The organism is Salegentibacter sp. 24, assembly GCF_004362395.1.
Classification (GTDB): domain Bacteria; phylum Bacteroidota; class Bacteroidia; order Flavobacteriales; family Flavobacteriaceae; genus Salegentibacter.
Genome location: NZ_SNWE01000002.1, coordinates 240,786 through 253,594, shown reverse-complemented (window position 1 = coordinate 253,594; position 12,809 = coordinate 240,786). Strand labels below are relative to the sequence as shown.

The window sequence follows — 12,809 nt, the reverse complement described above, 5'->3', positions numbered from 1 at the left end:
AGCCCTTGATATCTTCAGGAAGTTGTCTTATTGCAAAAGCTCAGCCAGTTCAGGTATCTTGTATATAATGGTAAATTTCCCCTCTCTGGGAACATTATTGCCGTTTTCCTTCAGATTCATCTCGCGGTGGATCATCCCTTAAGCTAGGGATCGCTAACTATAAAAGCCTCATAAGGGACTATCACCTTTAAGTGATACACATCCAAAAAAAGAAACGCTTCATTGCTGAAGCGTTTCTTTAATAATTAAGCAAAAAGTTTCAATCTCTAACCTTTGCTAGATGATCTGGTCTAATATTATTCTTTCTCATATCAGAGAGCACGTGAATTGCTTCTTCAACATACACATCTTTACTCAAACTACTATGCCAGCGATCTCTTTTTTCTTCCAAAATTGTATCGGTTTCAAACAATTCCTTTTCATAGGGTAAGGAAGTAAAAGTGAGGTCAGTTTTATAATTATTAATAGAATCAAACCTTTTTGCCATCTTTTGATTCATCTCGGCAGAAGTTGCATACTCTTCAAACTGCAAAGAATGAGAACTTTCGTCGCTTTGTTCCTTGATCCATCTAGCATGTTCCTCTATTAACTTTAATTGCTTGTTTGAATTCATTCTAGCTTTGCTTTCAGCAATAGTTTTCTCAAAATTCACATAACCGTCCCACACATTATAATCGGCAGGATTTATTTTATCCCAAGGCAGGGGATTATCCTGATCTTTCTCACCAATTTCAACAAAACTGTAACGATCCGGAACTACTACATCACTTTTCACACCTTCCAATTGAGTAGATCCTCCATTTACCCTGTAGAATTTCTGAGTAGTAAGCTTAAGTGCACCGACATCTCCAAATTCATTGCTTCTTAACCAACGATTAAGATCCACAACATTTTGAACGGTACCCTTACCATAAGTTTGTTTACTTCCGATGATAATAGCTCGTTCATAGTCTTGCATTGCAGCGGCTAAAATCTCTGAAGCCGAAGCAGAAAGCTCATTTACTAAAATTACAAGCGGACCATCCCAAAGTACAGATGGGTCTTCATCTGAAAGTACATCCTTTCTCTCGCCATTAGATTTAACCTGAACAACTGGACCTTCTTTAATAAAAAGCCCTGCAATATCTACAACAGTTTTCAATGATCCCCCTCCATTATTTCTAAGGTCAAGAACTAAACCATCCATATTCTCTTTCTTAAGGCGAATAATATCCTTTTTAATATCTGAAGCTGCATTTCGTTCTTCGTAATCTTCCATATTAAAGTAGAACTTAGGTAAATTAATTATACCAAAATTCTTCCCACCTTCTTTTACCATCGCAGTTTTAGCGTAGGTCTCTTCAATTTCAACTATATCACGGGTCAAAGTAATTTCTTCAATATTCCCCATTAACTTCTTACGAACAGTTAGCGTAACTTTAGAGTCTTTGGGCCCCTTAATAAGTTCTACAGCATCCTCTAGGCGCATCCCCACGATGCTCACGGGTTCTTCTTCGTCTTCCTGTTGAACCTTCAGGATCTCATCTCCCGCAGCAAGTTCTTCACTTCTCCAGGCCGGACCTCCAGAAATTACTTCAGTAATTGTAATATTGTCACTTTTCTTTTGCAGCCTCGCACCTATTCCTTCAAGTTGACCTGACATCGCAATATCAAATCTATCTTTATCCTGTGGAGCAAAGTAATACGTATGGGGATCAAATCTTTCTACAATTGAATTGAGATAGATCGAAAAATAATCTTTCCTCTCAAAGTCATCAGTAAAATCAAAATATTCTTCTAAAGAAGTTAAGGTAACTTCCCGAGCTTCTTTCTCGAGCTCTTCTTTAGACTTCATTTCATAATCTGGGTTTTCTTCCTTTTTCTGTCGTTCCTCTTCTATCTTATCATAATAGGTAATGAGTGTAGAAAACTTAAGTTGTTTTCTCCAACGCTCTTTTAATTCTTTTTTTGAAGATACATATTCGGCTTTAGAAAAATCGGTATTGATATCTTCTTCCTTAGAAAAATCAAAAGGCTTAGCAAGAATTTCCTTGAAGATCTCACGGGCCTCATCACTTCGCTTTATTAGTCGGTTATAAGTCAGATCGAAAAAATCGATCTTTTTTTCCTCAATCTGGTCATCAATTTTATCCTTGTACTGGCTAAACTCTTTAATATCGTCGGCATAAAAGAAACGTTTAGACGCATCCAAATTTTCAAGATATTTATTATATACATCTTTAGAAAATTCATCATTAATTTCCCTAGCATCATAATGCCCTTCATTTAGTACATAAGTGATAAGGTCTATTAATAGCTTATCTTTATTTGGATCGTCAAATTTTTTAGTAGTAAAACTACAAGATGTGGCAGCCATTAAAAGTACTACCACCATTAATTTTAAATTCCTTTTCATAAATCGCATAAATTTCATCATTAACAGCTCTCCAAAATACATTAAAAATTGTGCCAATAAAGCTAACAGGTAATAATAATTTGTTAAACTACTAAGATAAGGTTTCTAGCGGAAATTACTATTTTAGCTTATATAAAAATAGCTATGACTAAGCATAAACCATTAATACTGGTAACCAATGACGACGGGATTACCGCTCCCGGAATAAGAACCCTGATTGAAGTGATGAAAGAATTAGGAGATGTTGTAGTAGTGGCGCCCGATAGCCCGCAAAGCGGAATGGGACACGCCATTACCATCAGTGATACCTTATTTTGTGAGCAGGTTACGATAAAAGAAAATTACAAGCATAAAGAATTTAGCTGCTCTGGCACCCCTGCGGATTGCGTAAAAATTGCCACCCAGGAAATCCTGCACCGAAAACCCGACCTTTGCGTTAGCGGAATTAATCACGGTTCAAATTCTTCAATAAATGTGATTTACTCCGGAACCATGAGTGCAGCAGTTGAAGCCGGGATTGAGGGAATTCCTGCCATAGGTTTCTCCTTACTGGATTATTCACTGAATGCTGATTTTGAACCTGCCAGAAAATATGTGAAAGCGATAACCCGAAATGTTATTAAAAACGGCCTGCCAAAGGGAGTTGTTTTAAATGTGAATATTCCAAAATTATCCGCTTCAGAAATTAAAGGAATGAAGGTTTGTCGACAGGCCAATGCTCATTGGGAAGAAGAATTCGATAAAAGAACAAATCCTCAGGGGCGCGATTATTATTGGCTAAGCGGTAAATTCGTAAATAAGGATAAGGGTGAAGATACAGATGAATGGGCACTGCAAAATAATTACGTCTCTATTGTACCAGTACAATTCGATCTAACTGCACATCACTTTTTAGACAATCTAAATACCTGGGAACTTAATGATTAAACAAAATATTTTAATAGGTTTTTTAACCGGAATTGCTTCAAATATTGGTGGCATATTACTTTATATCCTGCTTTTTTCTGAAATAGGATTAGATGAAACGCTATCCAATTCCATAGCTCAGGGATATATTGGTAAACTCATTGCTTTGGGGGCAATTTTGAACTTTTTACCATTCTTTATTTTCCTGCGAAAAAAACAAATGTATCACGCAAGAGGTGTACTTTTAGCAACCATGATAGCCGCAATTGCAATTTTCATTTCAAAAATAGTCTAAACCTGGAAAGAGGCTAGATCCGGGAGAGTTTTCCTATTGGAAATTAAATTTACAAACAGATGAAATATTATATTATTGCGGGAGAAGCATCAGGAGATCTTCACGCTTCAAACCTAATGCGTGCTTTAAAGACAATCGATTCACAAGCGGTATTCAGGTTTTGGGGTGGCGATCTTATGCAAAAACAAGGTGGCGAGATAGTTAAACATTATCGAGAACTGGCCTTTATGGGTTTTATAGAAGTACTTTTTAATCTACGAACCATCCTCAAAAATATTTCCTTTTGTAAAGATGACATCAGTAACTTCAAGCCGGATGTAATCATTTTTGTAGATTATCCTGGTTTTAATTTAAGAATGGCTAAATGGGCTAAAGAAGAAGGCTACCAAACGCATTATTATATATCCCCACAAATTTGGGCCTGGAAAGAAAACAGGATCAAGGCAATAAAAAGAGATATAGATCATATGTATGTAATTCTTCCGTTTGAAAAAGAATTCTATGAAGAAAAACATAACTTTCCTGTGCATTTTGTAGGGCATCCTTTAATTGACGCCATTGGGCAAAAAGAACTTCCAAATGTAACGGGAATAAAAGAAGAATATCAGCTAGATCACAGGCCTATAATTGCTGTTTTGCCTGGGAGCCGTAAACAAGAGATTTCAAAAATGCTGGAAGTTATGCTAAGCATTACCGAAGATTTCCCCGAATTTCAGTTCGTAATTGCGGGTGCACCTAGCCAGGATGCTCACTTTTACACTCCTTTCATTAAAGATAAAAACATCAAACTGGTTATGAATAAAACTTACGATGTTCTTAGCCTTGCCTATGCAGCTATGGTAACTTCTGGAACCGCAACTTTAGAAACTGCTCTATTCAAAATTCCAGAAGTAGTTTGTTATAAAGGCAGCTATATTTCCTACCAAATTGCACGTCGTATTGTCAATCTAGATTATATTTCACTGGTCAACCTTATTATGGATCGAGAAGTTGTAAAAGAACTTATTCAGGAAAACTTTAATTCTAAAACCCTAAAAAAGGAGCTTAGAAAAATTCTTGATGAAAAGAATCGTACCAGGATCTTTAAAGATTACTTTGAGCTGGAAAGAAAACTGGGAGGGAAAGGAGCCAGTGAAAAAACCGCAAAACTTATTGTAAGTGCGATTAAAAATTGATCTATGCAGAACGTTTTCAAATTACTCTTTTTTGGTATTTTTATGCTAAGTCTAATCTCCTGTGGAAGCTCCCGCTCAAAGATTATTACTACTAAAAATAAAGATAATCACACGGCTAAGGTTTCTACCTCTGGCAGCTCTAAAATTATAAACGCCGAGAAAAAGGTTGGGAAAATTATTTCTACAGCTAGGAGATTTGAAGGTACACCATATAAATATGGTGGAACTAATAGGCGTGGAATGGATTGTTCAGGACTTATTTACACCGCTTTTTCAGAAGAAAATATCCCGATTCCCAGAACTTCCCGGGCAATGTCATTAGAAGGGAAACGACTTTTTATTAAACATGTAAATCCTGGTGATCTATTATTTTTTGAAACTAATAAAAACCGAAAAGTTATTAATCACGTTGGTTTGGTAATAGAGGTAAAACAAAACGATATTTATTTTATTCATGCATCAACCTCAAGTGGGGTAATCGTATCTTCTCTTTCTGAATCCTACTGGAACAGCGCCTTTGTAATGGCACGTCGAGTACTTTAAAACTCAAAGAATAAAGCAAATTCAAGGGGATGTAATTTCTTCACTTAATTAGAAATACTACATTCCCATTCTCTTAGAGGAACATAATCACAACATTCATCTTTTAGGGTCTTTCCCGAGATTTTATATACTATTCCCGTTTTGATTTCTTCAGGGGTTAGAATTTTATCTGATGATGATTCTTGAAATAAACACAGAAATTTATATTTTTTGAATAAGTAAGGGCCTATTTAGTAGTTAAAATCTAATTATTTCTCGCGGTAGAAACAACCAATAGACAAAAAGCCCGTTTTTACTGCGATGGCAAAACCGAGGCTTTTTACATTTCTAATAAACCTTAGGGTTCACTATCAACTAACACTTAGCTTTACTCAAAAGAGCCTTCAAAATTTTCCTGGTATTGTGCAAAGGCTTCTTTTGAAGTCATTTTTTTATACTCATCTTTAGCAAAAAGTTTTAAATAGAGCTCCAACTGTTGTGGAGTTCTGTAACCCGGTATAGGAGCTATCAATTTAGCTTCCTCATCAAAGAAAACAAGACTGGGATAACCAGTAATTTTCAAAGCTCTGGCAAGTTCGTGAGGGGCATTTCTACCTTTTTTATCCGGATCATAATTTGGATTTTTAAATATCTGTCCTTTAAAATCAATTTCTTCAGAACCTTCAGCATTAAATTTAACCGGATAGTAATTCTTATTTACATATTCAATCACATCTTCGTTGGTAAAAGTATTCTTGTCCAACATTTTGCAGGGACCACACCATACTGTATAGGCATCCATAAAAATCTTTTTCGGCTCTTCTTTTTGGGCCTCAAGAGCTTCGTTCATACTCATCCATTTTATTTCATCCTGGGCCTGTAGATTTATTCCTATAAAGAGAAAAATCAGGGTAACTAATCTAATCATATTATGCTTTTGAGGTGTGATCAAGCAAAAAACGTTCCTAAATTCAAGGAACGCTTTTTGTTTACTTTTTTATGATTTTCTATTATCTCTCTCATTGTCTGCAATTTCATATTGCTCCTGCTCCAACATCTCCCTCTCGTTATCTTCAGCACCGTGAGTTAAACGCTTTAAAGGCTTAAGCATAAAAATTACGATTAAACCGAAGGCGGTAGTAAAAATGGTAATCCCAATAAAGGTTCTAAACTCTAATTTGGTTTGCAGTTCTTCAATTACGAATTCACCGTAGTATCCAGGTTTATCCTCTCCTAACCCAAAATTTAAAATAACATGATAAGGTTCTGCTTCCGTTACGTTTTCTTCGATTAAAGTTGCTAAAATTTCGGCTTTTCGTTCCTTTTCCTCAAATACTAAAATATCCATTACCGGCTCTCCAGTCTCCATCGTGGTAACTACAAAATCATTGTTTTCAAGATATACCAGTCCGTTAAACCTAAAATCGTTTTCGTTCTCCAGGATCGTATCATTTATTTGCAACCTATTGGCCACATTTTCACCTTGTGTGACCAGCATAATATTGGCTGGTTCTCCCTGAGAGAATTCACCAATAAGTCCCGCAACTTTATTTCCTAGTCCTGTTGCAGCAAAATAAACCCCCATCATTAAAGATGCATATTTCACCGGTGCCAGTTTAGTAATAAAGGACAGGGCCACCGGAGAAGAACAAAGTTCTCCAATGGTGTGAAGTAAGTATGCAAGGACTAACCAATACATTGCGGACTTACTTTCAAAGGCAGTGTATTCTTTTGCGGCCACGGCCATAAACAGAAATCCAAGTCCCATAATAATCACCCCAATGGCCATTTTAAAAATTGAAGATGCTTCTTTGTTCTTCAACTTTCTTTTGGCCCAGAAATTGGCAACCACAACTCCAAAAATAATTATGAATAAAGCATTTAATGACTGAAACCAAGTTGCTGGCACTTCACTACCAATAAGGGGTAAACTAAATGAAAGTGTTCGATCTGTTTTATCAGCCGCATAGATATTCATTAATCCACCGGCCTGTTCAAAAGCTCCCCAAAAGACCACTACTAATAAGAATGATAAGATCATTACCACATACCTGTCTTTCATAACCTGTGTAGTAAGATCCTTATAGACCATAAGCATTAATGCTATTACCAGGGTTAAAAATATATAAAGTAGGCCGAAGGGAATTGACACCATTATTAGTACATAAATAGACCCGATCATCAACACTGAAGTAATAATCAGCTGTAATGGTGATTTTAAGAGTTCGCTAAACATATTGGTAAGCGAGGCACCTTCATTACGTTCCACCTTAGACAACAAGTTTCCTACATTCACCAGATATTTTTGGCCCCATAAGTAAACTAAAAGTCCAAATGCCATAGCTATACCAGCCAGACCAAAACCATAATGCCAGCCAATATTCTCACCGACATAACCAACAATTAAACTGGAAAGAAAAGCACCGAGATTAATTCCGATGTAAAAGATTGTAAAACCTTTATCTCTTCTTATATCCCCTTTTTTGTATAATCCGCCTACCATGGTAGAAATGTTAGGCTTAAGCATTCCAACGCCAACAATAATTAATCCAAGCCCTAAATAAAAAGCCCACATCTCTTCTACTGCTAAAATACCATGTCCGGCGACCAGTATAATACCACCCCACAACACAGTTTTCTTTTGTCCTAGCAGTTTATCCGCGATAATTCCACCGGGTATCGAAGCCACGTAAACCAACATCGTATACCATCCGTAAAGAGCGATGGCTTCACCCCCTGTCCAACCAAGCCCGGCGTTACCACCGGTAGTAGCACTTACAAGGTATAAAACCAAAATTGCCCGCATTCCGTAATAGGAAAAACGCTCCCACATCTCTGTGAAAAATAAAATATATAACCCTACTGGATGCCCGAATAATTCTTTTTGAGGAACTCTGTTTGTTGCTGTTGCCATTTAGATTATAGTTTTTCTTTAATAAAATCGGTCATCATGGTGTAAAGGTGCAATCTAGTATTCCCACCATATATTCCGTGATTTCTATCCGGATAAATAGCCCAGTCAAATTGCTTGTTGGCCTGAACCAAGGCTTCTACCATTCTCATCGTGTTTTGAAGGTGCACATTGTCATCTCCCCCACCGTGAATTAAAAGATAATCTCCTTTCAATTTTTCTACGTGGTTAATCGGTGAATTTTCATCATATCCAGAAGGATTTTCCTGCGGAGTAGTCATATATCTTTCGGTATAGATGGTGTCGTAAAATCTCCAGCTAATTACCGGCGCTACAGCAATGGCCATAGAGAAAGTATCGTTCCCTTTCAAAATGGCGTTGGAGGACATAAAACCTCCATAGCTCCATCCCCATATCCCTATTCGGTCTTCATCTATATAATCTCTTGCTCCAAGCTTTTGTGCGGCAGCAATCTGATCCTCTACTTCATATTTACCGAGTTCATTTTGAGTAACCTTTTTAAAGGCAGCTCCTTTGAAACCGGTACCCCTTCCATCCACTGTTGCTATAATATAGCCCTCGTTTGCTAGTAACTGATACCAATAATCGTTAGTCCCAAAATAAGAGTTAGATACCGATTGAGATCCTGGACCGGAATATTGGAACATCAACAAAGGATATTCTTTATTCTCATCAAAATCGTTTGGTTTAATCATCCACATATTAAGCTCGTTCCCATTGATCTCAATTGTGCTTAATTCTTTCGGAGAGAAGTTATATACGGACTCTTTCTCAAGTAAAGCAGCATTATCTTTTATCTTTCTAACCAATTTTCCATTTTTAGCATTATGTAAGGTATACACATATGGAGTTTCAGTATTGGTGAAAGAATTAATAAAATAGGTGTAATCCGCACTAAAATCAGCATTATTCATGCCTTCTCTTTGGGTTAGTCGAGTTTTACCTTTGCCGTTAATCTTAATGGAATAAACATCGCGGTTTACGCTTCCGTTTTCCGTACTTTGATAAAAGATCCTTTCAGTATCTTCATCATATCCATAATAATCGGTTACTACCCATTCTCCCTTAGTCACCTGGTTTTCGAGCTCACCATCTTCATTATAAAGATAGATATGGTTCCACCCATCTTTTTCACTGGTCCAGATAAAACTATTGTCCTCAAGGAAAGTCAGGTTATTAGTAATATCAATATAAGCTTCATCGGTTTCGTTCATTACTACTTCGGCTTCATTATCCTCAGCATCCACGAACAAAAGATCTAAATCATTTTGGTGCCTGTTTAAAACCTGAACGCTTAAAATATCAGGGGCCTGAGTCCATTCCATTCTTGGTATATAATAGTCCTTATAGTCTCCAAGTGCCACTTTTTCACTTTCCTTATCATCTACTTCGTATATATGAAGCGAAACTTTAGAATTCTCTTCCCCCGCTTTTGGATACTTAAAGACCTCTTGGGTAGGATATAGGTCCTTTCCAAAGATAGCCATGGAAAACTCAGGCACTTCACTCTCATCAAACCTAAGATAAGCCAAATGACTCCCGGTCTTATTCCAGTCGAAAGCTCTTACGAAAGCGAACTCTTCTTCGTAAACCCAGTCGGTAATCCCATTAATAATTTTATTTTTTTCGCCATCTGTAGTAACCTGAGTTTTTTCCCCTGTAATGACATCGTGGATATAAATGTTATTTTCAAAAACATACGCCACCTTAGAGGCATCGGGAGAAAAGGTAGGCTCCTGAACTTTATGCTCACTTAATTTTATTAGACTTTCGCTTTTTACATCGTAGATATAATAAATTCCACGGGAAGAACGGCGATAAATTTGCTCCACATCTGTAGAAAGCAAAATTTTATCTTCATTTTTACTAAGTTCAAATCCTTGAAAACTGGAAATTTCACTCAGATTATTACTGTTTAAAAGACTTCCGATCTTTTCGCCGGTTTTATAAGAATACACATCTATGCTAGTAGTATGTGCATCGCGGTCGCGATTTAAAACCAGATATTCTTTACCATTATTTAACGATTGCAATGATTGTAAGCGTTCCTGCCTAAAGGTGCCGTCATAAATCTCTTCGAGGCTAATCTCTTTATCTTGCGCGTAAATTGTTGAAGTTGCAGCAATTAACAACCCCACTAATATTTTTGAGAACTTCATAAAATTTATAAAATGAATTTTGTCTGCCAAGTTTACTAAAATTTCAGCAAAAAAAGTAGGTTTTAAGTGTTAAATACTAAGAATTTGTTAAGGAAATATTCCCTTATTTATTCCTAAAAGAGAAAGCTTAATTCCCTTAAATAACAATTGTATCTTTGCACCCTATAAATTAGCTTAAAATGATAAAACCTATCAGCGGCTTTTCAAGGCTTAACAAGAAAGAGAAAATAGACTGGCTAGCCAAGACCTACCTCATAGATCGGCCCGAAGACGTTGCTATACTTAGACAATATTGGAATGAAGATTCTAGATTACAGCAGCTCCACGACGAATTTACCGAGAATACATTATCAAATTTCTACTTGCCTTTCGGACTCGCACCAAATTTTCTTATCAACGAAGACCTTCTTGCTATTCCTATGGCTATTGAAGAAAGCTCGGTAATAGCAGCAGCGAGTAAAGCAGCTAAATTCTGGAGAACACGGGGTGGATTCAGAGCTGAAGTAATAGATACCAAGAAAATAGGTCAGGTACATTTTAATTTCTTTGGAGCTATAGAAAAACTTGAACATTTTTTTGAAGTTACAAAACCAAAGCTTCTGCAAGCAGTAAAATCTATAACCCACAATATGGAAAAACGTGGAGGTGGGGTTTTAAATATAAACCTTAATGATAAAACTGGGGAAATAGCTAATTATTATCAGCTGCATTGTGAATTCGAAACCAAGGACTCTATGGGCGCCAATTTCATTAATTCCTGCCTTGAGAAATTTGCCGAAGTTTTTCAGTATGAAGCTCAGCAATTCGCTGATTTTTCTCCGGAAGAAAAGGATATAGAAATCATTATGAGTATTCTTTCCAATTATGTTCCTGAGTGTTTAGTACGAGCCGAGGTTTCGTGTCGGGTAGAAGATCTCAATGAAAACAAAGATGTAAAGGGAGAAGATTTCGCAAAGAAATTTATTCAAGCGGTTAATATTGCTGAAGTAGAACCTTTCCGGGCAGTGACCCATAATAAGGGAATTATGAACGGAATTGATGCCGTTGTACTAGCAACTGGAAATGATTTTAGAGCAGTTGAAGCCGGAATTCATGCATATGCTTCCAGAAATGGGAAATATTCCAGCCTAACTCATGCAAGCATTGAGAACGGAATTTTTAAATTCTGGATAGAAGTTCCACTAGCTTTAGGAACTGTTGGCGGATTAACAAGCTTACATCCCCTAGTAAAACTTGCATTAGATATATTACAACAACCTACGGCAAAAGAATTGATGAAAATTGTTGCCGTTGCCGGATTAGCGCAGAACTTTGCAGCAATAAACTCGCTAACCACAACAGGAATTCAGCAAGGACATATGAAAATGCATTTGATGAATATTTTAAATCAACATAAAGCTACAATGCAGGAAAAAGAAATCCTTACTAAATATTTCACAAAACACACAGTTACCCACAGCAGGGCTGTTGAAGAATTGCGAAAATTGAGGAATTCATGAAAGAGTTTTATAGTAATGGGAAACTATTAATCACAGGGGAATATGCTGTTTTAGATGGCGCAAAGGCCCTCGCAATTCCTACCAAATTCGGACAGTCTTTGGAAGTAAAAGTTTCTGGGAACGAGAATATTGAATGGAGTAGTTTTGATGAAACTAGCACATTTTGGTTTCAAGGCAAGTTTGAACTAAGAAATGGAAACTTAAAATTAATTTCAGGTGAAGCAGAGACTGGGGCTAAACTTCAACAAATCCTTACAGAAGCGCATCGATTAAATCCTTTAATATTATCCCAGGAAAAATCGGGAATTACTGTAAATACGAGGCTGAATTTTAACAGGAACTGGGGTCTGGGAAGCTCTTCCACTTTAATTAACAACATTTCTGACTGGTTTGAAATTGATGCATACAAACTGTTAGAAATTACTTTTGGCGGTAGTGGCTATGACATTGCAGCTGCACAGAATAACCAAGCCATAACATATCAACTTACAAAAAATAGCCCTTCAGTTTTAAAAGCTAATTTTCATCCTAATTTTTCAAATAATATCTTTTTTATTTACCTAAATAAGAAAAAGAATAGTCGTGAAGCAATTGCACAATACAGAGCTTTACCAACAAGCAGTAAAAAAGGATTAACTGAAAAAATTTCTGTACTTACACAACAATTTATCGACTGTACATCACTAAATGAGTTTGAACTTCTAATCAATATTCACGAGACTTTATTATCTAAAACGCTGCAAACAAAAAAAATAAAACAGGAATATTTTCCAGATTTCCCGGGCGCCGTAAAAAGTCTTGGTGGCTGGGGCGGAGATTTTGTAATGGTTACTGGAAATAGAGCAGATGTTTATGATTATTTCAGTAGAAAAGGTTTTAAAACTATTTTCCCTTTTGAGGATATCGCTCTCTAGCTAAAACTTAAT

At 36.5% G+C, this 12,809-nt stretch carries 10 protein-coding genes; 6 read left to right on the top strand and 4 right to left on the bottom strand.

Going from position 1 to position 12,809, the window contains the following annotated elements:
- Nucleotides 1–259 precede the first annotated feature (259 nt).
- On the bottom strand, nt 260–2,395 hold the full coding sequence (locus DET49_RS02475; RefSeq protein ID WP_133546573.1) for a carboxy terminal-processing peptidase: 2,136 nt from the start codon (nt 2,393–2,395) through the stop codon (nt 260–262).
- A 144-nt stretch (nt 2,396–2,539) separates the two neighbouring features.
- On the opposite strand from DET49_RS02475, the gene surE reads away from it, so the two are divergent.
- The 4 genes from surE to DET49_RS02455 are packed head-to-tail and all read left to right on the top strand — an operon-like array spanning nt 2,540 to nt 5,314.
- Nucleotides 2,540–3,322 carry a 5'/3'-nucleotidase SurE gene (gene surE, locus DET49_RS02470; RefSeq protein WP_133546572.1) on the top strand — a complete coding sequence of 261 codons (783 nt, stop codon included), beginning with the start codon at nt 2,540–2,542 and terminating at the stop codon, nt 3,320–3,322.
- A complete protein-coding gene (locus tag DET49_RS02465) occupies nt 3,315–3,596 on the top strand; it encodes a hypothetical protein (protein WP_133546571.1) in 282 nt (93 codons plus the stop codon). Before surE ends, DET49_RS02465 begins: the two co-directional genes overlap by 8 nt.
- Nucleotides 3,597–3,655: 59 nt before the next feature.
- Complete coding sequence (gene lpxB / locus DET49_RS02460) at nt 3,656–4,771, top strand: lipid-A-disaccharide synthase (protein WP_133546570.1); 1,116 nt, start codon at nt 3,656–3,658, stop codon at nt 4,769–4,771.
- Between the two features lie 3 nt (nt 4,772–4,774).
- On the top strand, nt 4,775–5,314 hold the full coding sequence (locus tag DET49_RS02455; RefSeq protein ID WP_133546569.1) for a C40 family peptidase: 540 nt from the start codon (nt 4,775–4,777) through the stop codon (nt 5,312–5,314).
- Between the two features lie 367 nt (nt 5,315–5,681).
- On the opposite strand, the gene DET49_RS02450 is transcribed toward DET49_RS02455, so the two are convergent.
- From DET49_RS02450 to DET49_RS02440, 3 genes are all read right to left on the bottom strand, one after another.
- Nucleotides 5,682–6,221: a thioredoxin family protein gene (locus tag DET49_RS02450; RefSeq protein WP_133546568.1), complete on the bottom strand. Its 540-nt coding sequence runs from the start codon at nt 6,219–6,221 to the stop codon at nt 5,682–5,684.
- Nucleotides 6,222–6,290: 69 nt separating this feature from the next.
- Complete coding sequence (locus DET49_RS02445; protein ID WP_133546567.1) at nt 6,291–8,207, bottom strand: peptide MFS transporter; 1,917 nt, start codon at nt 8,205–8,207, stop codon at nt 6,291–6,293.
- A 5-nt stretch (nt 8,208–8,212) separates the two neighbouring features.
- Nucleotides 8,213–10,384, bottom strand: a complete 2,172-nt coding sequence (locus DET49_RS02440; protein WP_133546566.1) for a S9 family peptidase — start codon at nt 10,382–10,384, stop codon at nt 8,213–8,215.
- A gap of 179 nt (nt 10,385–10,563) precedes the next feature.
- On the opposite strand from DET49_RS02440, the gene DET49_RS02435 reads away from it, so the two are divergent.
- Nucleotides 10,564–11,883 (top strand): hydroxymethylglutaryl-CoA reductase, degradative, encoded by a 1,320-nt coding sequence (locus tag DET49_RS02435; RefSeq protein ID WP_133546565.1) that lies wholly within the window; start codon nt 10,564–10,566, stop codon nt 11,881–11,883.
- Nucleotides 11,880–12,797, top strand: a complete 918-nt coding sequence (locus tag DET49_RS02430; RefSeq protein WP_133546564.1) for a GYDIA family GHMP kinase — start codon at nt 11,880–11,882, stop codon at nt 12,795–12,797. Before DET49_RS02435 ends, DET49_RS02430 begins: the two co-directional genes overlap by 4 nt.
- Nucleotides 12,798–12,809: the final 12 nt, after the last annotated feature.